Annotated in this window: 22 protein-coding genes; 15 read left to right on the top strand and 7 right to left on the bottom strand. The window is 64.6% G+C overall.

Features of this window, described 5'->3' with window-relative positions; translation table 11 throughout:
- Nucleotides 1-26: 26 nt before the first annotated feature.
- Entirely contained in the window at nucleotides 27-944 is a 918-nt protein-coding gene (gene hemF / locus N8H22_RS17720; RefSeq protein WP_264591826.1) for an oxygen-dependent coproporphyrinogen oxidase, read from the bottom strand.
- A 151-nt stretch (nucleotides 945-1,095) separates the two neighbouring features.
- Between hemF and N8H22_RS17715 the strand changes: the two genes are divergently transcribed.
- Entirely contained in the window at nucleotides 1,096-2,073 is a 978-nt protein-coding gene (locus N8H22_RS17715) for a quinone oxidoreductase (protein WP_264591825.1), read from the top strand.
- A gap of 34 nt (nucleotides 2,074-2,107) precedes the next feature.
- Here N8H22_RS17715 and N8H22_RS17710 read toward each other — a convergent pair whose 3' ends face one another.
- The 3 genes from N8H22_RS17710 to N8H22_RS17700 all read right to left on the bottom strand — a co-directional run bounded on the left by N8H22_RS17710 (nucleotide 2,108) and on the right by N8H22_RS17700 (nucleotide 4,941).
- Nucleotides 2,108-2,665: a Sua5/YciO/YrdC/YwlC family protein gene (locus tag N8H22_RS17710; RefSeq protein ID WP_264591824.1), complete on the bottom strand. Its 558-nt coding sequence runs from the start codon at nucleotides 2,663-2,665 to the stop codon at nucleotides 2,108-2,110.
- Between the two features lie 62 nt (nucleotides 2,666-2,727).
- Nucleotides 2,728-3,822, bottom strand: a complete 1,095-nt coding sequence (gene dprA / locus N8H22_RS17705) for a DNA-processing protein DprA (protein WP_264591823.1) — start codon at nucleotides 3,820-3,822, stop codon at nucleotides 2,728-2,730.
- A gap of 93 nt (nucleotides 3,823-3,915) precedes the next feature.
- Entirely contained in the window at nucleotides 3,916-4,941 is a 1,026-nt protein-coding gene (locus tag N8H22_RS17700; RefSeq protein WP_264591822.1) for a LysM peptidoglycan-binding domain-containing protein, read from the bottom strand.
- 148 nt (nucleotides 4,942-5,089) lie between these two features.
- Between N8H22_RS17700 and def the strand changes: the two genes are divergently transcribed.
- The 9 genes from def to N8H22_RS17655 all read left to right on the top strand — a co-directional run bounded on the left by def (nucleotide 5,090) and on the right by N8H22_RS17655 (nucleotide 13,314).
- Complete coding sequence (gene def / locus N8H22_RS17695; RefSeq protein WP_264591821.1) at nucleotides 5,090-5,596, top strand: peptide deformylase; 507 nt, start codon at nucleotides 5,090-5,092, stop codon at nucleotides 5,594-5,596.
- A 54-nt stretch (nucleotides 5,597-5,650) separates the two neighbouring features.
- On the top strand, nucleotides 5,651-6,583 hold the full coding sequence (gene fmt / locus N8H22_RS17690; protein ID WP_264591820.1) for a methionyl-tRNA formyltransferase: 933 nt from the start codon (nucleotides 5,651-5,653) through the stop codon (nucleotides 6,581-6,583).
- Nucleotides 6,580-7,902 carry a 16S rRNA (cytosine(967)-C(5))-methyltransferase RsmB gene (gene rsmB / locus N8H22_RS17685; RefSeq protein WP_264591819.1) on the top strand — a complete coding sequence of 441 codons (1,323 nt, stop codon included), beginning with the start codon at nucleotides 6,580-6,582 and terminating at the stop codon, nucleotides 7,900-7,902. Before fmt ends, rsmB begins: the two co-directional genes overlap by 4 nt.
- Nucleotides 7,903-7,959: 57 nt before the next feature.
- Nucleotides 7,960-9,333, top strand: coding sequence for a Trk system potassium transporter TrkA (gene trkA / locus N8H22_RS17680; RefSeq protein WP_264591818.1), 1,374 nt, complete (start codon nucleotides 7,960-7,962; stop codon nucleotides 9,331-9,333).
- Nucleotides 9,334-9,717: 384 nt separating this feature from the next.
- The gene (gene ehuB, locus N8H22_RS17675; RefSeq protein WP_264591817.1) at nucleotides 9,718-10,575 is read left to right on the top strand and encodes an ectoine/hydroxyectoine ABC transporter substrate-binding protein EhuB; all 858 of its coding nucleotides are present in this window, start codon (nucleotides 9,718-9,720) and stop codon (nucleotides 10,573-10,575) included.
- A 120-nt stretch (nucleotides 10,576-10,695) separates the two neighbouring features.
- Nucleotides 10,696-11,355: an ectoine/hydroxyectoine ABC transporter permease subunit EhuC gene (gene ehuC, locus N8H22_RS17670; RefSeq protein ID WP_264591816.1), complete on the top strand. Its 660-nt coding sequence runs from the start codon at nucleotides 10,696-10,698 to the stop codon at nucleotides 11,353-11,355.
- The gene (ehuD, locus tag N8H22_RS17665) at nucleotides 11,352-12,011 is read left to right on the top strand and encodes an ectoine/hydroxyectoine ABC transporter permease subunit EhuD (RefSeq protein ID WP_008569079.1); all 660 of its coding nucleotides are present in this window, start codon (nucleotides 11,352-11,354) and stop codon (nucleotides 12,009-12,011) included. Before ehuC ends, ehuD begins: the two co-directional genes overlap by 4 nt.
- Nucleotides 12,008-12,844 carry an ectoine/hydroxyectoine ABC transporter ATP-binding protein EhuA gene (gene ehuA / locus N8H22_RS17660; protein WP_272890888.1) on the top strand — a complete coding sequence of 279 codons (837 nt, stop codon included), beginning with the start codon at nucleotides 12,008-12,010 and terminating at the stop codon, nucleotides 12,842-12,844. Before ehuD ends, ehuA begins: the two co-directional genes overlap by 4 nt.
- Nucleotides 12,845-12,996: 152 nt before the next feature.
- Nucleotides 12,997-13,314: a tetratricopeptide repeat protein gene (locus N8H22_RS17655; protein ID WP_264591815.1), complete on the top strand. Its 318-nt coding sequence runs from the start codon at nucleotides 12,997-12,999 to the stop codon at nucleotides 13,312-13,314.
- A gap of 21 nt (nucleotides 13,315-13,335) precedes the next feature.
- Here N8H22_RS17655 and N8H22_RS17650 read toward each other — a convergent pair whose 3' ends face one another.
- The 3 genes from N8H22_RS17650 to N8H22_RS17640 form a co-directional block, all read right to left on the bottom strand.
- Entirely contained in the window at nucleotides 13,336-13,602 is a 267-nt protein-coding gene (locus N8H22_RS17650) for a PilZ domain-containing protein (protein WP_264591814.1), read from the bottom strand.
- A 37-nt stretch (nucleotides 13,603-13,639) separates the two neighbouring features.
- On the bottom strand, nucleotides 13,640-14,527 hold the full coding sequence (locus N8H22_RS17645; protein ID WP_264591813.1) for a lysophospholipid acyltransferase: 888 nt from the start codon (nucleotides 14,525-14,527) through the stop codon (nucleotides 13,640-13,642).
- A 113-nt stretch (nucleotides 14,528-14,640) separates the two neighbouring features.
- The gene (locus tag N8H22_RS17640) at nucleotides 14,641-15,198 is read right to left on the bottom strand and encodes a DNA-3-methyladenine glycosylase I (RefSeq protein ID WP_264591812.1); all 558 of its coding nucleotides are present in this window, start codon (nucleotides 15,196-15,198) and stop codon (nucleotides 14,641-14,643) included.
- A 107-nt stretch (nucleotides 15,199-15,305) separates the two neighbouring features.
- On the opposite strand from N8H22_RS17640, the gene glyQ reads away from it, so the two are divergent.
- The 5 genes from glyQ to N8H22_RS17615 are packed head-to-tail and all read left to right on the top strand — an operon-like array spanning nucleotide 15,306 to nucleotide 21,022.
- Nucleotides 15,306-16,253 carry a glycine--tRNA ligase subunit alpha gene (gene glyQ / locus N8H22_RS17635; RefSeq protein ID WP_003284253.1) on the top strand — a complete coding sequence of 316 codons (948 nt, stop codon included), beginning with the start codon at nucleotides 15,306-15,308 and terminating at the stop codon, nucleotides 16,251-16,253.
- A complete protein-coding gene (gene glyS / locus N8H22_RS17630; RefSeq protein WP_264591811.1) occupies nucleotides 16,250-18,304 on the top strand; it encodes a glycine--tRNA ligase subunit beta in 2,055 nt (684 codons plus the stop codon). The genes glyQ and glyS overlap by 4 nt, the downstream gene beginning before the upstream one ends.
- Nucleotides 18,305-18,308: 4 nt before the next feature.
- The gene (gene gmhB / locus N8H22_RS17625) at nucleotides 18,309-18,851 is read left to right on the top strand and encodes a D-glycero-beta-D-manno-heptose 1,7-bisphosphate 7-phosphatase (protein WP_264591981.1); all 543 of its coding nucleotides are present in this window, start codon (nucleotides 18,309-18,311) and stop codon (nucleotides 18,849-18,851) included.
- Nucleotides 18,848-19,597, top strand: a complete 750-nt coding sequence (locus N8H22_RS17620; RefSeq protein WP_264591810.1) for a lysophospholipid acyltransferase family protein — start codon at nucleotides 18,848-18,850, stop codon at nucleotides 19,595-19,597. The genes gmhB and N8H22_RS17620 overlap by 4 nt, the downstream gene beginning before the upstream one ends.
- Nucleotides 19,598-19,651: 54 nt before the next feature.
- A complete protein-coding gene (locus N8H22_RS17615; RefSeq protein ID WP_264591809.1) occupies nucleotides 19,652-21,022 on the top strand; it encodes a diguanylate cyclase in 1,371 nt (456 codons plus the stop codon).
- Nucleotides 21,023-21,169 lie beyond the last annotated feature (147 nt).

Here is a 21,169-nt window from a genome sequence, read left to right as displayed (position 1 = left end):
GCTGTTCTTGGGGTCGCTGCCGAACCTCAGGGCTGCTCGGCGAGCCAGTCGCGTTCCTGCAGGAAATACTCGGTCAGGCGCGCCTCCGGCGTGCCCGGCTGCGGGTGCTTGTCGTAGCCCCAGCGCACCAGCGGAGGCAACGACATCAGGATCGATTCGGTACGCCCGCCCGACTGCAGGCCGAATAGCGTGCCGCGGTCGTAGACCAGGTTGTACTCGACATAGCGACCGCGACGCAGAGCCTGGAAGTTGCGCTCGTGCTCGCCGTAGGGTGTGTTCTTGCGCTTCTGCACGATCGGCAGGTAGGCCTCCAGGTAGGCGTCGCCGACCGCACGCATGAAGGCGAAGCAGGTATCGAAGTCCCACTGGTTGAGGTCGTCGAAGAACAGCCCGCCGACGCCGCGCGGCTCGCTACGGTGCTTGATGTAGAAATAGCGGTCACACCATTCCTTGTAGCGCGGGTAGACGTCCGTGCCGAAGGGCGCGCACGCATCCCGGGCGACCCGATGCCAGTGCACGCAGTCTTCCTCGACGCCGTAGTAGGGCGTCAGGTCGAAACCGCCGCCGAACCACCAAACCGGCTCCTCGCCTTCCTTCTCGGCGATGAAGAAGCGCACGTTGGCATGCGAGGTCGGTACATGGGGGTTCTCCGGGTGGATTACCAGCGACACGCCAAGCGCCTGGAAGCTGCGCCCGGCCAGCTCCGGCCGATGGGCGCTGGCCGACGGTGGCAGTCCGGCGCCGTAGACATGGGAGAAGTTGACGCCACCTTTCTCGATCAGCGCGCCATTCTCGATGACCCGCGTCCGACCGCCACCGCCACCGGGCCGAGTCCAGGCATCCTCGACGAAGCGGGTGCTGCTGTCTTCGGCTTCCAGCGCGGCGCAAATGCGATCCTGCAGCGAGAGCAGATAGGCTTTGACGGCTTCGGTTCTGTCGTTCACGAAACACCTTGCGAATAACGGCACATCGCGCGGCAGAGCCGGGCAGGGTGCCGGGGCGGAGTCGGGCCGGCAAGCATAACATCTGCCCGATTGACTAAAGCAGGCGCGGCGGGTTCGATAGGCCTCTTTTCCGTACCAGCAGGAGCCCGACATGTCACAGCGCATTCAATTTCGCCAGCACGGTGGTCCCGAGGTTCTCGAACTGGTCGACGTTCCAGCCGGCGAACCGGCTGCCGGCGAGGTCCGCGTACGCAATCACGCCGTCGGCCTGAACTTCATCGACACCTATTTCCGCAGCGGCCTGTATGTGCCGCCGAGCCTGCCCTCCGGGCTGGGCAGTGAAGGCGCCGGAGTGGTCGAGGCCGTAGGCGAGGGCGTGAGGGGCCTGCAGCCCGGCGACCGTGTTGCCTATGCCACCGGCCCGCTGGGCGCCTACGCCGAACATCACACATTGCCGGCACGCCATCTGGTTCGCCTGCCCGACTCGATCAGCTTCGAGCAGGCCGCCGCTGTGATGCTCAAGGGCCTCACCACCCAGTATCTGCTACGCCAGATCCATCCGTTGCAGGCTGGCGATACGGTGCTTTTCCATGCCGCCGCTGGCGGTGTCGGCTCGATCGCCTGCCAGTGGGCCAAGGCACTCGACGTCAAACTGATCGGTGTGGTCGGTTCGGCAGCCAAGGCCGAGCGCGCCAGGGCGCTGGGTGCCTGGGCGACCATCGATCGCAGCGGCGAGGACGTGGTGCAACGCGTGCTCGAGCTGACCGATGGGCGCAAGTGCCCGGTGGTCTACGACTCGGTGGGCAAGGACACCTGGGAGATTTCGCTGGACTGCGTCGCCCCGCGCGGGTTGCTGGTGAGCTTCGGCAATGCCTCCGGCGCCGTCGCCGGGGTGAATCTCGGCGTACTGGCACAGAAGGGCTCGCTGTTCGTCACCCGCCCGACCCTTGCCGGCTACGCCGACACCCCGGAACGGCTGCAGGTCATGGCCGATGAGCTGTTCGCGATGATCGACAGCGGCAAGGTTCATGTCGAAATCGGCCAGCGCTATCCACTGCGCGAGGCCGCGCAAGCCCAGCGCAAGCTGGCGGGCCGCGAAACCACTGGTTCGACCATCCTGCTGCCGTAAGCTGCCGGGCGGCGGGCCTGTCCCGCCGCCGCGTTCAGGCCGGGCGTATCACCTCGCCGTTACGTACATCGCGGATCGTGCTGGGATTGCGACGCCCGCCCAGCGCACCGTTCAGCACCGCATCCAGCTGGCCGGGGAAATACTGCTCGACCCGTAGACGCGAACGCGCCGCCGGGCGCCCGGCGGGATTGGCCGAGGTCGACACCAGCGGGCCGGTCAGCGCGCACAGACGCGCTACCAGCGGATGATCGCTGACGCGCAACGCGACGCTGTCGTGCTGCCCGGTGATCCACGAGGGCAGCCGATCGCGATGCGGCACCAACCAGGTATTCGGCCCCGGCCAGCTACCCGCCAGGCGGTCGAGCCAGCGCTCAGGCAGATCCTCGAGCAGGAAATCGAACTGGTCGATGTGGTCGGCAACCAGTATCAGGCCTTTCTCCACCGGCCGCGCCTTGAGTGCCAACAGCCGGTGCACCGCCTCCTCATCCCACGGATTGCACCCCAGCCCCCAGACTGCCTCGGTCGGATAGGCGATCACGCCACCGGCCCGGACTACCCGAGCGACCTGCTGCACACGCCAACTGCCGATCATGGCGACCTCCAAACGAAAGACCGCGGCAGTGTACCCAAGCGCAGCGGAAAAACACCTGTCGCTCAGTGTCGACGCGCGCACCACAGGCCGTTTTCATTGGCGACGAGACCGTCCAGCTCCAGCTCGGTGAGCTGCGCCAGCAGCTGCGACAACGGCAGGCCAACCGCAGCTGCCAACGCCTCGCTGCTCAGCGGTGCGGCGTGCAACGGCGCCAGCACGGGATGCGTTGCCATCTGCGGCAACGTCGTGACCTCGACCGGCGCTAGCTGCTGCCAGCCACGCAGCGCATCGAGAATGTCCTCGACGCTCTCCACCAGCGTTGCACCTTGGCGGATGAGCTGATGGCAGCCACGCGCCCCGGGATGGTGAATCGAACCGGGAATGGCATAAACCTCGCGGCCCTGCTCGGCCGCCAGGCGCGCGGTGATCAGCGAGCCACTGGAGAGGCTCGCCTCGACCACCAGCACGCCGAGCGACAGCCCGCTGATGATGCGATTGCGGCGCGGAAAGTTGCCGGCCTGCGGCGGGCAGTCCAACGGCAGCTCCGATACCAGAGCGCCGCCAGCCTCGACGATTGCCGCCGCCAGACGCACATGACGCTGAGGATAAAGCCGCTGCAGGCCGGTGCCGAGCACCGCGATCGTCTTGCCCCGCGCATCCAGCGCACCCTGGTGCGCCGCGCCATCGATACCCAGCGCCAAGCCGCTGGTGATCACGAATCCACCGCCCGCCAGACTACGGGCGAACGCCTGGGCGTTGTCCAGCCCGGGACGGGACGCGCGACGGCTACCGACCATGGCCAGTTGCGGCAGCTCGAGCAACGCCGGATCACCACTGACGAACAGCAACGGTGGTGCATCCGGCAGCTCGCCCAGCAGCGCCGGATAGCCGGGATCATCCCAGCACAGCAAGTGGTGATCGGTTTGCTCGAGCCAGGCGAGGGCGGCACTGGCACGCTCGCGAATCGCCGCGCTACGCCGCGGCTCGGCGCAGCTCGCCGGCAGCCCCAGAGCACGCCAGGCACCGGCCGGGGCGCTCAGCGCCGAGCTGGCATCAGGGAAGGCGCTGAGCAGACGCTGCCACCGCCGCGGGCCCAGTTCAGGCAACAGATGCAGGCGCAGGCGGGCTTCGAGTTCGGCAGGCGATATGGCAGGCATGGGCGAGCGCTCCTTGGCTCTGCGCACCGCATCCTTGCGGTGGTTTTCCGGCAGGGAATAGAACAAGCCCCGCATTTCGCGGGGCTTGTGGGCTTACGGGTTACGCACCTTGTCGCGTACAGCCAGCGAGCGGGTGGCCTGTAGGACCAGACCGTAGCTCAGCTTTTCGTAAGCACGAAAGACCATCAGCAGGCCGGAACGCTCGTCCGGAATCTTCACGTTCTCGCCGGTGACCCGATCACGCACTGTTTCGCCGGTCTTGTACACCGCCAGCACGTTGCCATCCTGCAGACCGTCGCGGGTGCCCTTGTTGAGAGTCACCACATCGAACTGGCCGATCTGGGTCACGCCACGCGGTACGTCGAGAATCACCCCATCGACCTGACCGGCCGGCGCGCTGGGCATGAAGGTGGAGTTCACCGAGCGCTCCTCACTGGCGAACAGGCGGTCGCCCAGGCGGACTTCCTGACTGGTACGAGTGAGTTGCAGGGTGGCGATGTCGCCTTCGCGCTCGAGAACTTCGGCCGTGCCGACATCATCGGCGTTGATGCCGAGGAATTCGCCGGTGTCCGGATCGACGTAGCTCTTGCCCTGACGGAAGATGCCGTAAACCGGCATGCCATCGGCAAAGCTGCCGCGCCCATAGACGCGATCACCGGAACCACTGACCACGCGTTCGGCATTGCCGGCGACGATGTACGGCGCACCCTTGAACTGCTCTTCGCTGTCGACGATGCGGTTGCTCAGCAGGAAGCTGTTGATCGCCTCCAGCGGGATGGTCGGAATGGCATCAGCCATCGGCGTGGTGCGCATGGTAGGCGACAGTTTGATGGTGCCGCGCGATGCGCCACGATTGAGCACCAGACGCGGCTGACCGTCGATATAGACGAGGCTCAGGCTGTCACCTGGATAGATCAGATGGGGATTCTCGATCTGCGGGTTGGCGTGCCAGAGCTCCGGCCATTTCCAGGGTTCCTTGAGGAAGCGCCCGGAGATGTCCCACAGGGTATCTCCCTTCACCACGGTATAGCGCTCAGGATGGCCGTCCTTCAGCTGTACCGCGGCCTGGGCGATGCCGCCGACCGCCACCAGCAGCAGGGCGAGTAGTGATTTCCTCATGTGGTGAATCCCTTTATGATGTGCCTTCACGTAAAGCGCCCTAGCGCCGCGGAACCCTTGTGGAATGCGGCGTGAAGCCGATTTCCAAGCTGCCGGGCATCTTAGCAGCGGCTTTTGACTTTATTCCATAAGTGCATCACAAACGCATATGGCCATTCTGAACATCCTTGAATTTCCCGATCCGCGCCTGCGCACCATCGCCAAGCCGGTGGATGTGGTCGACGACGCCCTCCGTCAGCTGATCGACGACATGTTCGAAACCATGTACGAGGCTCCCGGAATCGGCTTGGCCGCGACGCAAGTCAACGTGCACAAGCGCGTGGTGGTGATGGATCTGTCCGAGGACAAGAGCGAGCCGCGGGTCTTCATCAACCCGGAGTTCGAGCCGCTTACCGACGAGAAGGACCAGTATCAGGAAGGCTGTCTGTCGGTGCCCGGTTTCTACGAGAATGTCGACCGCCCGCAGAGGGTCAAGGTCAAGGCGCTGGATCGCGATGGCCAACCCTACGAACTGATCGCTGAAGGGCTGCTGGCGGTGTGCATCCAGCACGAATGCGATCACCTCAACGGCAAGCTGTTCGTCGATTACCTCTCCAACCTCAAGCGCGACCGGATCAAGAAGAAGCTGGAAAAACTGCACCGCCAGCAGGCTTGATCGTCGATTCCCGAAAGGCTTGCTGCGGCAGGCCTTTTTCTTAGCGAGACCTCCATGCGCATTGTCTTTGCCGGTACCCCGGAATTCGCCGCCCAGCATCTGCAGGCCCTGCTGGATGCGGGCAAGTCGATCATCGCCGTCTACACCCAACCAGACCGACCCGCCGGTCGTGGCCAGAAGCTGACGCCCAGCCCGGTCAAGCAGCTTGCTCTGCAGCATGGCATTCCTGTGTACCAGCCACAGACCCTGCGCGATCCGGCGGCACAGGCCGAGCTGGCCGCGCTGCAGGCCGATCTGATGGTAGTGGTCGCCTATGGCCTGATCCTGCCGCAAGCAGTGCTCGATATGCCGCGTCTGGGTTGCATCAACAGCCATGCCTCGCTGCTGCCACGCTGGCGTGGTGCCGCACCGATCCAGCGTGCTATCGAAGCCGGCGACAGCGAATCCGGCGTCACGGTGATGCAAATGGAAGCCGGTCTGGACACCGGGCCGATGCTGCTCAAGGTGAGCACGCCGATCAGCGCTGACGATACCGGCGGCACGCTGCACGACCGTCTCGCCGTGCTCGGCTCGCAGGCGGTGGTGCAAGCCATCGATGCGCTGGCGGCGGGTTCGCTGGTGCCCGAAGCGCAGGACGATAGCCTCGCCACCTATGCGCACAAGCTGAGCAAGGACGAGGCGCGCATCGACTGGACACGCCCGGCGGTCGAGCTGGAGCGGCTGGTCCGCGCCTTCAACCCCTGGCCGATCTGTCACAGCATGCTGAACGGTGAAACGCTGAAGATTCATGGTGCCTGCCTGGGCGAAGGGCAGGGCGCGCCGGGGCAGATTCTCGATGCGAACAAGGACGGACTGACGATCGCTTGTGGCGAGGGCGCCCTACGGCTGACGCGCTTGCAACTGCCCGGCGGCAAACCGCTGAGCTTCGCCGATCTGTACAACAGTCGTCGCGACCAGTTCGCCCCCGGCCTGGTGCTCGGTCAATGAATCCGCGTCTGGCGGCAGCGCGAGCGCTGGCCACGGTGCTCTCCGGCAAGGCGTCGCTAGGCAGCAGCCTGCCCGAGGTGCTCGGCAAGGTCGAAGCACGCGATCGCGGGCTGACCCAGGAACTGGCCTTCGGCACCGCGCGCTGGCAGCCGCGGCTGGCGGGGCTGGCAGACAAGCTGTTGCAGAAGCCATTCAAAGCCGCTGATCGCGACGTCGAGGCGTTGTTGCTAGTTGGCCTTTATCAGCTGTTCCATACCCGCATCCCGGCCCATGCCGCCATCGGCGAGACCGTCGGTTGTGTCGACAAGCTGAAGAAGCCTTGGGCCAAGGGTCTGCTCAATGCCGTGCTACGGCGCGCTCAGCGCGAAGGCGAGGCGCTGCTGGCCGAGCTGGAGCACGACCCGGTAATCCGCGTCGCCCATCCGCGCTGGCTGCAGAAGGCGCTCAAGGCGCACTGGCCGGAACATTGGGAGGCAATCTGCACGGCGAACAACGCGCATCCGCCGATGATGCTGCGGGTCAACCGCCGTCAGACCAGCCGCGACGCCTATCTTGCCGAACTGCAGACCGCCGGAATCGATGCCGAGCCGTGCGCGTTCAGCGAGGACGGCATCCGGCTCGCCAGCCCCTGCGATGTGTACCAGCTACCCGGTTTTGCCGAAGGGCGCGTCAGCGTGCAGGACGAGGCCGCGCAGCTGGCCGCCGCGCTGCTGGAGCTGGCGCCCGGCCAGCGTGTGCTGGATGCCTGCTGTGCCCCAGGTGGCAAGACCTGCCACCTGCTCGAGCGCGAACCGCAGCTCGCGGGGCTGATCGCCCTGGACCTGGAACCCAAGCGCCTGCTGCGGGTGCGTGAAAATCTCGATCGACTGCAACTGAACGCCGAACTGATTGCCGATGACGCGCGTGCCACCGAGCGCTGGTGGGACGGCCAGCCGTTTCAGCGCATCCTGCTTGATGCGCCCTGCTCGGCCACCGGTGTGATCCGGCGCCACCCGGACATCAAGCTGACTCGCCAGGCCGAGGACATTGCACCGCTTGCGGCGTTGCAGGGCGCGATGCTCGACGCGCTGTGGCCAACGCTCGCGGTCGGCGGCATTCTGCTCTACGCCACCTGCTCGGTGCTCCCCACGGAGAACCGCGAGGTGATTGGCGCGTTCCTCGAACGCACCCCCGGTGCGCGCGAACTCGACCTGCCGAACAGCTTCGGCCTGGCGCAGGCTCACGGTCGCCAGTTGTTACCGCAGCTGAACGGCCACGACGGCTTCTACTATGCCAAGCTGATCAAGATTGCCGCGCAGCCGCGCGACGTCAATTCGTAACGGGGCCGGGCTGGACGCCGGTAAGCCGCGCACCAGCCGCTTTTCAGGAGCGATCGCTTGAAGATCATCATTCTCGGAGCCGGCCAGGTCGGCGGCACCCTCGCCGAGCACCTGGCCAGCGAGGCCAACGACATCACCGTAGTGGACACCGACGGTGATCGCCTGCGCGATCTCGGCGACCGCCTGGACATCCGCACCATCCACGGCCGCGGTTCGTTCCCCACGGTACTGCGTCAGGCCGGCGCGGATGACGCCGACATGCTGGTGGCGGTGACCAACAGCGACGAGACCAACATGGTCGCCTGCCAGGTCGCCTATACCCTGTTTCACACGCCGACCAAGATCGCCCGGGTGCGCGAGTCGGCCTACCTGGTGCACGCCGGCCTGTTCAACAACGAGGCCATCCCGGTGGACGTGCTGATCAGCCCGGAACAGGTGGTGACCAACTACATCAAGCGGCTGATCGAGCATCCCGGTTCGCTGCAGGTCATCGACTTCGCCGGCGGCAAGGCCCAGCTAGTGGCCGTACGCGCCTACTACGGCGGTCCGCTGGTCGGACAGGAACTGCGCCAGATCCGGCGCCATATGCCCAACGTCGATACGCGGGTGGCGGCCATCTTTCGCCGCAACCACGCGATCCTGCCGCAGGGCGATACGGTGATCGAGGCGGACGACGAGGTGTTCTTCATCGCCGCCAAGGGCCATATCCGCGCGGTGATGAGCGAGATGCGGCGCCTCGACGAGAACTACAAGCGCATCGTCATCGCCGGTGGCGGCCACATCGGCGAGCGCCTGGCCGAAGCTATCGAAAGCCGCTACCAGGTGAAGATCATCGAGATGAGCCCAGCGCGCTGTCGCTACCTGTCGGAAACCCTCGACAGCACGGTAATCCTGCAGGGCAGCGCTTCGGACCGCGACCTGCTGGTGGAAGAGAACATCAATGATGCCGACGTGTTCCTCGCGCTGACCAACGACGACGAAGCCAACATCATGTCGTCGCTGCTGGCCAAGCGCCTTGGCGCCCGCAAGGTCATGTGCATCATCAACAACACCGCTTACGTCGACCTGGTGCAAGGTGGCGAGATCGATATCGCCATCAGCCCGCAGTTGGCAACCATCGGCACACTGCTCACTCACGTGCGCCGCGGCGACATCGTCAGCGCTCACTCGCTGCGTCGCGGTGCCGCCGAGGCGATCGAGGTGATCGCCCACGGCGACTCACGGTCGAGCAAGGTGGTCGGGCGCATGATCAGCCAGATCGCGTTGCCGCCAGGGGCCACCATCGGCGCGGTCATCCGTGACGAAGAGGTGCTGATCGCCCACGACAACACGGTGATCGAGTCAGGCGATCACGTGATCCTGTTCCTGGTGGACAAGAAGCACATCCGCGATGTGGAGCGCCTGTTCCAGGCCGGTCTGACCTTCTTCTAGGCGCCTGAGACCCACGCCACTGCCCGCATGTAACGACCCGCCTCTGGCGGGTCGTTTCGTTTTATCAATCGACAAGCGCTGCTTTCAGCGTGAGCCCCTGAATCGCTGCGCATCTCTGCAGATCTGCAGGATTCATCGCTATCGCATCCATTCACCTCAAATGGCCACCGATTTCCCTTTTATGCCGAGCTTTTGTACCCTCCGTTTGGCATCGTCAAGGATCAATCTCGCGCTGCACATCAATTACTTAAGACTATTGCCGCCGAACCTTTTGAACCTTGTTGTCGTCATAAAGCCCATCAACCAACCAAGTGCGCGATATCCCTCCTAAAAAACACAACGATCCGATTCCTCGGGTCTCTACAAGGAACAGGAGAATCTCCCATGAGGAACACCACCATCCCGACACTCACTCGCCGGCTGCTGATCGGTTGTACCGCTCTGGCCAGCATCAGCTTCGGCAGCCTGACCCAGGCCGATACCCTGGAAGAGATCAAGGACAGCAGCAGCGTCCGCATTGGATACGCCAACGAAACCCCCTTCGCCTACACCGCCCTCGACGGCAGCGTCACCGGCGAATCACCGGAGATCGTGCGCAAGGTGTTCGAGCGCATGCAGATCGACACCATCAAACCGGTGCTCACCGAGTGGGGCTCGCTGATCCCCGGCCTGCGCGCCGGGCGCTTCGACCTCATCGCCGCCGGCATGTACATCACCCCCGAGCGCTGCAAGCAGGTGCTGTTCACCGATCCGCATTACCGCCTGCTCGACACCCTGCTGGTAGCCGAAGGCAACCCGAAGAACCTGCGCAGCTACGAGGACATCGCCAACAACCCCGACGTGAAGATCGCCATCATGTCCGGCACGGTGAACCTCGGTTATGCGCGCAAGGCCGGCATCAAGGATTCGCAGATCCTGCAGGTCCCGGATACCACCTCGCAGCTGCAGGCCGTACGCAGCGGTCGCGCCGACGCCGCCATCGGCACCCAGCTGACCATGAAGGGGCTGGCCGACAAGGCCGGTGACGATGTCGAGGCCATCGCCGACTTCAAGGACGACCCGTCCCGTGCCGGCTACGGTGCGCTGGCCTTCCGTCCGCAGGACAAGGCGCTACGTGATGCGGTCAATGCCGAGCTCAAGCAGTGGCTGGGCAGCGAGGAGCATCTGAAGACCATCGAGCCGTTCGGCTTCGATCGCTCCAACATCACCGACAAGACTGCCGCCGAACTCTGCGGCGCCTGAAGCCTGTCGGGACGGCTGGTTGGCGCTGTCGACCCGCTGTCCCGCCTGTGAACGCTGATCAAGGCTGCGCCGCTGTTTGCGCAGCCTCGCTCAGCGCTCCGGAAACCGGATAGCGCCATCATGATCGAACTGCTTCCTCTGCTGCTGCAGGGTGCCTGGATCACCGTGAAGGTGACTTTCTTCGGCTCCCTGCTGGCCATCGCCTGTGCGCTGATCGCCGCACTGGCCCGGCTCTCGCCAGTGGCGCCATTGCGCTGGCTGGCCATCACCTATATCGAGGTCTTCCGCGGCTCGTCGCTGCTGGTGCAGCTGTTCTGGCTGTACTTCGTGCTGCCGCTGCCACCGTTCAATGTCGAGATGAGTGCCTTCACCGTGGCCGTGATCGGGCTGGGCCTGAACATCGGTGCCTACGGCGCCGAGGTGCTGCGGGGCGCGATCCGCTCGGTGCATCGCGGCCAGCACGAAGCCTGTCAGGCGCTGAACATGACGCCGCTGACGCGCATGCGCCGGATCATCCTGCCGCAGGCATTGCTCGCAGCAATTCCGCCCGGCACCAACCTGCTGATCGAGTTGCTGAAGAACACCTCGCTGGTATCGCTGATCACCCTGTCGGATCTCGCCTTCCGTGCCCGCCAGCTGGATCAGGCGACGCTGATGACCCTGGAGATCTTCGGCCTGGCACTGGTGATCTACTTCGTCCTGGCCCAGGCGATCAACTTCGGCATGCGCCAGCTGGAGCGCCGGCTGGCCCGCGGACGGATGCGCGGAGGCCTGTCATGAACTTCTTCGACTGGCAGTTCGCCCGCGAAATCCTGCCGCGCCTGCTGGATGCCTCGCTGACCACCATCGGCATCGCCCTGGCCGGTTTCGCCATCGCCGTGGTGCTCGGCCTGTTCCTCGCCATTGGCCGCCGCAGCCGCCTGCGCTGGCTATCCTGGCCGATCACCGGGCTGATCGAGTTCATCCGCAGCACACCGCTGCTGATCCAGGTGTACTTCCTGTTCTACGTGTTCCCCAACTACGGTCTCAACCTCAGCGCGATGCAGGCGGGCATCATCGGCATTGCCCTGCATTACGCCTGCTACACCGCCGAGGTGTACCGCGCCGGCCTGGATGCGGTGCCACGTTCGCAGTGGGAAGCCGTCACCGCGCTGAACATGAAGCCCTGGACCGCCTACCGCGACGTGATCCTGCCGCAAGCGCTGCGTCCGGTGCTGCCGGCGCTGGGCAACTACCTGATCTCGATCCTCAAGGACACGCCGGTACTGTCGGCGATCACCGTGGTGGAAATCATGCAGCGGGCCAAGAACATCGGCTCCGAGAGTTTCCGCTATCTCGAGCCGATCACCATGGTCGGCCTGTTCTTCCTCATTCTCAGCCTCGGCCTCGCCTGGTGCGTGCGCCGCCTGGAAAACCGCATGGAGCTGGCCCGATGAATACGCCGATGCATTCCACGGACACCCTGAACCCGACACCGCAACAGCCGGAGCAGGCGCAACCCTTGGTGCGCTTCGCCGGCGTGACCAAACGCTACGGTGAACTGACCGTGCTCGACGGGCTCGATCTGCAAATCGAGGAAGGCGAGAAGGTCGCGATCATCGGCCCCAGCGGCTCGGGGAAATCCACCCTGCTGCGGGTGCTTATGACCCTGGAAGGCATCGACGAAGGCGTGATCGAGGTCGACGGCGAGCCGCTGACGCACATGCCCGACGCCAACGGCCAGCTGGTCCCGGCCAATGCCCGTCACCTGCGTCGGGTGCGCGGCAAGGTCGGCATGGTGTTCCAGAGCTTCAACCTGTTCCCGCATATGAACGCGTTGCAGAACGTCATGGAAGCGCCGGTGCAGGTACTCGGGCTGAGCAAGCGCGAGGCCCGCGAGCGGGCCGAAGAACTGCTGGCCATGGTCGGCCTGGAAGACAAGCTGGAACACTTCCCGGCGCAGCTGTCCGGCGGCCAGCAACAGCGCGTGGCGATTGCCCGCGCACTGGCGATGCGGCCGAAGGTGATGCTGTTCGACGAAGTGACCTCGGCGCTGGACCCGGAGCTGTGCGGCGAAGTGCTCAACGTGATCCGCCGCCTCGGCGAGGCGCACAACCTGACGATGCTGATGGTGACCCATCAGATGGGCTTTGCCCGCGAATTCGCCGACCGGGTGTGCTTCTTCCATGAGGGCCGGATTCACGAGCAGGGCAGCCCGGACGAGCTGTTCAACAACCCGCGCGAGGAACGCACCCGGGAGTTTCTCAGCGCGGTCAACGAGGCCCACTGAGTCCCCTGTGAGCCCGCTCACGTGTCGTCGCACGCCCGCAAGTGCCACGCGAACGGCCCTTAAGACCAATGGCTTATGCTGCCGACCTTGCCCGGAGGATGCTTTGCACTACAGTGAGGACACCCGGAGCGCCTGCCGAAAAAGGTCCGAAGATGCTCGAATCGCTGGAAAAAATGCTCTCGCAAGGCATGGACAACCCGATGCTGCGCTTCGGCCTCGGCAAGGGCTATCTGGATGCGGGACAGCCGGGCCGGGCGGCCGAGCATCTGCGCCGCTGCGTGGAACTCGATCCGAAGTATTCGGCGGCCTGGAAGCTGCTCGGCAAGGCACTGCAGGCCGCCGACGACATCCCCGGTGCGCGTCATGCCTGGCAGCAGGGGATTGCCGCGGCGGTCGCCCGCGGCGACAAGCAGGCGGAAAAGGAAATGACGCTGTTTCTGCGCCGACTGGACAAGCTCACGCCGGATTGAGCCGGCACCGCCGCCCTGGCTTCACTCTTCGGTGAGAAAGCGCAGCCCGGCACCCTCTGCATCCACCCGCATCACTTCCAGCTGCAATACCGGCGCGGGGATGGGCAGATCCTGCACCTGTCCGGTGACCACGCTGCCCGGGGTGAGAGCCGCCAGCTCAGGGTGCTTGATGTAGACGCCACCGTCGGACAGATCACGGGTTTGCGCGAAGAGCTCGCCAAACGCGGGATGGCAGATGCGAATCCGACATTTCATGTTGGTGCGCGGATACTGACGTTGGTTGTTCATGGTCGCTCGTCCTTGTTGTCGTTCTTGTCTGGCCCGCTCAGTACCAGCGTTTCTCACCCGGCGGACGCTTCTTGAAGCGCTTCATCGTCCACATGTACTGGCTCGGATAGGCGCGCACGTACTTCTCGATCATCGCGCTCATCGCTGCCACACCGGTTTCGGCGTCTTCGCTGTACATCCCGTCGGGCGCCGCCTCGAGGATCACCTTGAAACCCGAACCGTCCTCCAGGCGCAACGCGTGGAGGAACACGCCCACGGCCTTGCCGCCGGCGAGCATCCCCGGGACGAACTTGCTGGTCAGCGCCCGGGTGGCGAAGAAGGGCACAAATATACCGCTACCTTCGCTGGGTTCGGGATCGGCAGGAATGCCTACTGCACCACCGCGACGTACTTCCTTGATGACGCTGAGAATGCCTTCCTTGGTCGATGGCGCAACCCGATTGCCCAGCTGCACACGCTGCTGCTGCAACAGCTCGTCCACCGCCTTCAACTTCGGCGGCCGGTAGAAGATGATCGGTTTGCATTGCGCGCAATAGAAGTGGTTGAGCACTTCCCAATTGCCAAGGTGGCTGGTGATGCCGACCACGCCCTTGCCCGAGGCCAGCGCCGCCTGCAGCACCTCGAGCCCTTCGACCTCACGCACCAGTCTCAGGGTCTTTTCCGCCGGCCAGATCCAGGCGCAGGCGCTTTCGGTGAAGGTCATGCCGGTTTCACGCAGGGTGCGGCCGAGCAGGGCGTCGAGTTCCGCCGGGCTCAGCTCGGGGAAGCACTTGTGCAGATTGATCCGCGCCACTTCGCGCGAACGATTGGGTAGCTTCCACATCAGCCAGCCGATCAGCGAGCCCAGGCCCTGGACCATGCGCCAGGGCAGTCGAGCGAAGAGCCGCAGGGAGCCGACCACCAACGCACCTTTGAGCTTTTCCACACCGCACTCCGAAATTTTCAGGTCGCCTAGTCTACCTGCAACCGGCACCAGCGTTCAGGCACGGCGGCAGCAACGGCTGCACATCCTGGCAAGGCCAGCCGTGCCGCACCTACTCAATCGGTATCGGCCAGCACAGCATGGCGCTGGCAATCGACCAGATGGTCCATGACCAGGCCGCACGCCTGCATGTAGGCGTAACAGATAGTCGGCCCGACGAAGCTGAAACCGGCCTTCTTCAACGCCTTGCTCATCGCCTCGGCCTCGGGCGTGACCGCCGGCACCTGATCGATGCTTTCGAACCGGTTGATCTTCGGCGCGCCGCCGACGAAAGACCAGACAAACCCCACCGGGTCTTCCAGCTGCAGCCAGGCGCGCGCGTTGCTGCGCGCAGCCTCGAGCTTGCGCCGGTTGCGGATGATGCCGGGGTCCTGCAGGCGCTCGTCGATTTCGGCATCGCTCATGCGCGCCAGGCGCTCGGCATCGAAGCCGAACAACACCTGCCGGTAGCGTTCGCGCTTGCGCAACACGGTGATCCACGACAGGCCGGCCTGGAAGGCTTCGAGCAGAAGAAACTCGAACAGCACCTGCGAATCGCGAGTCGGCACGCCCCACTCACGATCGTGGTAGTCGATGTACAGCGGATCCGTGCCGCACCAGGCACAACGTGGCATGTCGTCTCCTTGTACAGGCGTCAGCGAATGGCCGAAACCATCGCAAGCGCGACCATGCGGGGGGTATACTTCGAGGCTTTCTGTCGAAGCCCAGCACAGGTGAAATTTTGAGCCAGACTACGCCTGCCGTGCGCACCTTCCAAGACCTGATCCTCGCCCTGCAAAGCTACTGGGCCGAGCAGGGTTGCGTGGTCCTGCAGCCCTATGACATGGAAATGGGCGCCGGTACATTCCACACCGCCACCTTCCTGCGCGCCATCGGTCCCGAGACCTGGAACGCTGCCTATGTTCAGCCTTCGCGCCGCCCGGCCGACGGCCGCTACGGCGAGAACCCCAACCGCCTGCAGCATTACTACCAGTTCCAGGTGGTATTGAAGCCCAACCCGGACAACATCCAGGACCTGTACCTCGAGTCGCTGCGTCGCATCGGCGTCGACACCTCGGTGCACGACGTGCGCTTCGTCGAGGACAACTGGGAATCGCCGACCCTCGGCGCCTGGGGTCTGGGCTGGGAAGTCTGGCTCAACGGCATGGAAGTCACCCAGTTCACCTATTTCCAGCAAGTCGGCGGCGTCGAGTGCTACCCGGTCACCGGCGAGATCACCTACGGACTCGAGCGCCTGGCCATGTACCTGCAGGGCGTCGACTCGGTCTACGACCTGATCTGGGCCGACGGTCCATTCGGCACCGTGACCTATGGCGACGTGTTCCACCAGAACGAGGTGGAGCAGTCGACCTACAACTTCGAGCACGCCAACGTGCCGAAGCTGTTCGAACTCTTCGACTTCTACGAGAGCGAAGCCAACCGGCTGATGGCCGCCGAGCTGCCGCTGCCGGCCTATGAAATGGTGGTCAAGGCCTCGCACACCTTCAACCTGCTCGATGCCCGTCGCGCCATCTCGGTCACCGCGCGCCAGCAGTACATCCTGCGCGTGCGCAGCCTGGCGCGCTCGATCGCCCAGAGCTACCTGCTGGCGCGGGCCAAACTCGGCTTCCCCATGGCCACCCCCGAACTGCGTGACGAAGTGCTGGCCAAGCTGGAGGCTGCAGAATGAGTGCACTGGATTTCCTCGTCGAACTGGGTACCGAAGAACTGCCACCGAAGGCGCTCGCCAAGCTGGCCGAAGCCTTCTGTACGGGTATCGAGAAGGGCCTGAAGGACGCCGGCCTGGACTTCGTGAAAGCCCAGGCCTACGCCGCGCCGCGCCGCCTGGCGGTGCTGGTCGAGCAGCTGGCGACTCAGCAGCCCGATCGCAGCATCAACCTCGACGGCCCGCCGATGCAGGCCGCCTTCGATGCCGAGGGTGAGCCGACCCAGGCCGCACTGGGCTTTGCCCGCAAGTGTGGCGTGGATCTGGCCGAGATCGATCGCAGCGGCCCCAAGCTCAAGTTCAGCCGCACCATCGAGGGCCAGCCGGCTGCCCAGCTGCTGCCAGGCATCGTCGAGGCCTCGCTGAACGACCTGCCGATTCCCAAGCGCATGCGCTGGGCGGCGCGCAAGGAAGAGTTCGTCCGCCCGACCCAATGGCTGGTGATGCTGTTCGGCGAGCAGGTGATCGATTGCGAAATCCTCGCCCAGCGCGCCGGTCGCGAATCCCGCGGCCACCGTTTCCACAGTCCGGGCCAGGTGCACATCTCCAAGCCGTCCAGCTACCTGGAAGACCTGCGTGGTGCCCATGTGATCGCCGACTTCGCCGAGCGCCGCGAGCTGATCGCCAAGCGCGTCGAGCAACTGGCGGCCGAGCAGAACGGCACGGCCATCGTGCCGCCGGCGCTGCTCGATGAAGTGACCGCGCTGGTCGAATGGCCGGTGCCGCTGGTCTGCTCGTTCGAGGAACGCTTCCTCGAAGTGCCGCAGGAAGCGCTGATCACCACCATGCAGGACAACCAGAAGTACTTCTGCCTGCTGGACGCCAACGGCAAGCTGCTGCCGCGCTTCATCACCGTGGCCAATATCGAATCGAAAGACCCCGCGCAGATCGTCGCCGGCAACGAGAAAGTCGTGCGTCCGCGTCTGACCGACGCCGAGTTCTTCTTCAAGCAGGACAAGAAGCAGAAGCTCGACAGCTTCAACGAGCGCCTGAAGAACGTAGTGTTCCAGGCCCAGCTCGGCACCGTGTTCGACAAGGCCGAGCGTGTCTCGCGCCTGGCCGGACTGATCGCCGAACGTACCGGCGGCGACAAGCAGCGTGCCGCCCGCGCCGGTCTGCTCTGCAAGTGCGACCTCGCCACAGAAATGGTCGGCGAGTTCCCGGAGATGCAGGGTGTCGCCGGTTACTACTACGCGCTCAACGACGGCGAGCCGCAGGACGTGGCGCTGGCACTGAACGAGCAGTACATGCCGCGCGGCGCGGGCGGCGAGCTGCCGAGCACGCTCACCGGCGCGGCTGTGGCCGTAGCCGACAAGCTCGATACCCTGGTTGGCATCTTCGGTATCGGCATGCTGCCGACCGGCTCCAAGGACCCCTACGCATTGCGTCGCGCCGCCCTCGGCGTGCTGCGCATCCTGATCGAGAAGCAGCTAGACCTGGATCTGGTCGAAGCGGTGAACTTCGCCATCGGCCAGTTCGGTGCGCAGGTCAAGTCGGCCGGGCTCGCCGATCAAGTACTGGAGTTCATCTTCGATCGCCTGCGCGCTCGTTATGAAGACGAAGGCGTCGACGTTGCCGCCTACCTGTCGGTGCGTGCCGTGCAGCCGGGCTCGGCGCTGGACTTCGACCAGCGCGTGCAGGCCGTGCAGGCTTTCCGCACACTGCCGGAAGCCGAGGCGCTGGCCGCGGCGAACAAGCGCGTCTCCAACCTGCTGAGCAAATTCGAGGCGAAGCTGCCGGAAGCGGTTGAGCCGCGCTGGTTCGACAACGCCACCGAGTTCTCGCTGTATTCGGCGATCCAGCAGGCCGAGCAGGCCGTGCAGCCGCTCGCCGCCGCGCGTCAGTACCGTGAGGCGCTGGAGCGCCTGGCGCACCTGCGCGGCCCGGTGGACGCCTTCTTCGAGGCGGTGCTGGTGAATGCCGAGGATGCCTCGGTGCGCGCCAACCGTTATGCCTTGCTGGCCCGGCTGAGAGGATTGTTCCTTGGCGTTGCCGATATTTCCGCACTTGGCTAAGCCTGTGAAGCTGATCGTGCTGGACCGCGACGGCGTGATCAACGAGGACTCCGACGAGTACGTGAAGTCGCCGGAGGAGTGGATCCCCATTCCCGGCTCCCTCGAGGCCATCGCGCGACTGTGCAAGGCCGGCTGGACGGTGGCGGTGGCCACCAACCAGTCGGGTGTCGCGCGCGGCAAATTCGATACGAGCACCCTCGGCGACATGCATTTCAAGATGCAGCAGCTGGTGTTGGAGCAGGGCGGGCGCATCGACCTGATCGTGCACTGCCCGCACGGCCCGGACGACGGTTGCGAGTGCCGCAAGCCCAAACCCGGGATGTATCGCAGCATCGCCGAGCACTTCGGCCTGGCGGACCTCAAGGGTGTGCCGGTAGTGGGCGACAGCCACCGCGATCTGCATGCTGGCATGCTGCTCGGCGGCCTGCCGTACCTGGTCCGTACTGGCAAGGGCCTGCGCACGCTGGAAGGCACACTGCCGCCCGGCACTCAGGTCTTCGATGACCTGGCCGCCGTTGTCGATCATCTACTCGAGAGTTCTCGATGAGCCTCCTGTTCCCCCTACGCATCGCCCTGTTCTATTTCCTGCTGGCCTTCACCGCGTGCGCCTGGTGTCTGGTCAGCCTAGTCTGCGCACCGTTCATGGGCTTTCGTACACGTTATCGCTTCGTAGTGCAGAACTGGTGCCGCTGCGCCGTCTGGCTGGCCAGGACGCTGATTGGCTTGCGCTATGAGGTGCATGGCACGGAGAACATCCCGGAGCGCCCTTGCGTGATCTTGGCCAAGCACCAGAGCACCTGGGAAACCTTTTTCCTGTCCGCCTACTTCGAGCCGCTGACCCAGGTGCTCAAGCGCGAGTTGCTGCGGGTACCGTTCTTCGGTTGGGCGATCATGCTGCTCAAGCCCATCGCCATCGATCGAGACAACCCCAAGGCAGCGCTACGGCAGGTCGCCAAGCAGGGCCACGAACGCCTGGAGCAGGGCGCCTGGGTGCTGATCTTCCCCGAAGGAACTCGCGTACCGGTCGGCCAGCCTGGCAAGTTCTCGCGCAGTGGCGCCGCGCTGGCGGTCAACGCAGGCCTGCCAGTGTTGCCCATCGCCCATAACGCCGGCATGTTCTGGCCAAAGGCTGGCTGGGGCAAACGGCCCGGAACCATCCAAGTGGTTATCGGCCCGGCCATGTACGGTGACAGCGAGAGCCCGCGGGCGATCGCCGAACTCAATCAGCGCGCCGAGGACTGGATCAACGCGCAGGTCAGTCAGCTCGAAACCCTGGGGCGTCCGAGCAACTGATCGACACTTTGGGGCAGCCAGGGACGTCCGCCTGCCCATCTTTCCGAGTCCGCTATGCAGCAAATACCCAATCACCAGCTGGTCGCCGAATGGCTGCGCCTGCTGGACGGCTATCCCGTTGACGCCGCCACGGCGTTGCAGGCCGTTGCGGAAGACAAGAGCGCCGAACTGGCCGAGCATTTCTATACGCAGATGCTTGCCGATCCCCATTCGGCCAGCTTTTTGTCTCACGAGCAGGTCAAAAACCGCCTCGGCAAGTCCATGCAGAGCTGGATCGTGACGGTATGCTCCTCGACCGCACATAGCGATCTCGACGCGGTCGTCGACCTGCAACGTAAGATCGGGGAGATCCATGCGCGTATAGAAATTCCGGTCAGCCTCGTGCTGCGTGGCTCCCGCTCGCTCAAGGGGCGTCTGCGCCAGCTGCTGGAACAGCGCGATCTCGACGAGCCAGTTCGGCGCAAGGCCGCGCGCATGGGCACGGACCTGATCGATCTGGCCGTGGAAATCATCTGCTTCGCCTACTCGCAGTCTCACGACCGCAATTCGCGGGCAGAGGAGGCCTACCGACTGTTCTCCGTCTCACAGAACATCGGCGTCGAGAAGGAGCGCCAGCGTGCTGCACTGCTGGATTGGGAGAACCAGCTGATGTTCGACCTGGCCGTCGGCAACCTGAGCGGAGCATTGCCGCAACTGGCGGGATCCGAGTTCGGCCTGTGGTTCCGCCACAAGGCGTCCCACGCTTTTCAGGGCTCGCCGGAAAGCGCAAGCATCCTTGAGTACATCGAACGGATCGATGACGAGCTCAAGGCCATCGCCACGCTGCAGGACGCCGGCGAGCGTCTGGCCAAGCTGCATCAGATCCGCGAGCGGACCCGCTCGATCAAGTTCCTGCTCGACAGCCTGTTCGAGCAGGCCAACGATCTGGAAGCCGGCCGTGACGTGCTGACGCGGCTACTCAATCGCAAGTTCCTGCCGGTGGTGATGGCCAAGGAAGTGCTCTATGCCCGTCAGTCAAACAACACTTTCGGCGTTCTGGCCATCGATGTGGATCACTTCAAACGCATCAATGACACCCATGGTCATGATGCTGGCGATCTCGTTCTGCAACAGATCGCGGCGGTACTGGCCAGCAACACCCGTGGCGGCGATTATGCGTTCCGTCTGGGCGGGGAGGAGTTTCTGCTGGTCTTGGTGGATATCGCTGGCGACAAAGCGTTTGCTGCCGCGGAAAAGCTGCGAGAGCGCATCGCCCGCGAACATTTCCGCCTGCCCAATGGCGACGGACTGAACGTGACCGTCAGCATCGGCATGGCGGTGCACGATGGCCATCCGGATTACGAACGCCTGCTGCAACAGGCCGATCAGGCGCTTTATCAGGCCAAGCACGGCGGGCGCAATCGCTGTGTGCTGCACGCCGACTGAAAGCAGGTCTGTAGCAAAAACCAAAAGGGGAGCAACCTAGCGGCTGCTCCCCTTTTGTTTGTTCACGCAGCGGTCAGGCCGGCGCGGAGGTGCGGATCAGGTGATCGAAGGCACTCAGCGAGGCCTTGGCGCCTTCGCCGACGGCGA

This window comes from Stutzerimonas sp. S1, from assembly GCF_025966695.1.
In the GTDB taxonomy this organism is placed as follows: domain Bacteria; phylum Pseudomonadota; class Gammaproteobacteria; order Pseudomonadales; family Pseudomonadaceae; genus Stutzerimonas.
This window is presented reverse-complemented; position numbering and strand designations above follow the sequence as displayed.

Bases quoted from the DNA above. Each gene is read 5' to 3' on its own strand.
- N8H22_RS17715 (WP_264591825.1), top strand. From the start codon at position 1,096: ATGTCACAGCGCATTCAATTTCGCCAGCACGGTGGTCCCGAGGTTCTC.
- N8H22_RS17710 (WP_264591824.1), bottom strand. From the start codon at position 2,665: ATGATCGGCAGTTGGCGTGTGCAGCAGGTCGCTCGGGTAGTCCGGGCC.
- dprA (WP_264591823.1), bottom strand. From the start codon at position 3,822: ATGCCTGCCATATCGCCTGCCGAACTCGAAGCCCGCCTGCGCCTGCAT.
- N8H22_RS17700 (WP_264591822.1), bottom strand. From the start codon at position 4,941: ATGAGGAAATCACTACTCGCCCTGCTGCTGGTGGCGGTCGGCGGCATC.
- def (WP_264591821.1), top strand. From the start codon at position 5,090: ATGGCCATTCTGAACATCCTTGAATTTCCCGATCCGCGCCTGCGCACC.
- fmt (WP_264591820.1), top strand. From the start codon at position 5,651: ATGCGCATTGTCTTTGCCGGTACCCCGGAATTCGCCGCCCAGCATCTG.
- rsmB (WP_264591819.1), top strand. From the start codon at position 6,580: ATGAATCCGCGTCTGGCGGCAGCGCGAGCGCTGGCCACGGTGCTCTCC.
- ehuB (WP_264591817.1), top strand. From the start codon at position 9,718: ATGAGGAACACCACCATCCCGACACTCACTCGCCGGCTGCTGATCGGT.
- ehuC (WP_264591816.1), top strand. From the start codon at position 10,696: ATGATCGAACTGCTTCCTCTGCTGCTGCAGGGTGCCTGGATCACCGTG.
- ehuD (WP_008569079.1), top strand. From the start codon at position 11,352: ATGAACTTCTTCGACTGGCAGTTCGCCCGCGAAATCCTGCCGCGCCTG.
- ehuA (WP_272890888.1), top strand. From the start codon at position 12,008: ATGAATACGCCGATGCATTCCACGGACACCCTGAACCCGACACCGCAA.
- N8H22_RS17655 (WP_264591815.1), top strand. From the start codon at position 12,997: ATGCTCGAATCGCTGGAAAAAATGCTCTCGCAAGGCATGGACAACCCG.
- N8H22_RS17650 (WP_264591814.1), bottom strand. From the start codon at position 13,602: ATGAACAACCAACGTCAGTATCCGCGCACCAACATGAAATGTCGGATT.
- N8H22_RS17640 (WP_264591812.1), bottom strand. From the start codon at position 15,198: ATGCCACGTTGTGCCTGGTGCGGCACGGATCCGCTGTACATCGACTAC.
- glyS (WP_264591811.1), top strand. From the start codon at position 16,250: ATGAGTGCACTGGATTTCCTCGTCGAACTGGGTACCGAAGAACTGCCA.
- N8H22_RS17620 (WP_264591810.1), top strand. From the start codon at position 18,848: ATGAGCCTCCTGTTCCCCCTACGCATCGCCCTGTTCTATTTCCTGCTG.
- N8H22_RS17615 (WP_264591809.1), top strand. From the start codon at position 19,652: ATGCAGCAAATACCCAATCACCAGCTGGTCGCCGAATGGCTGCGCCTG.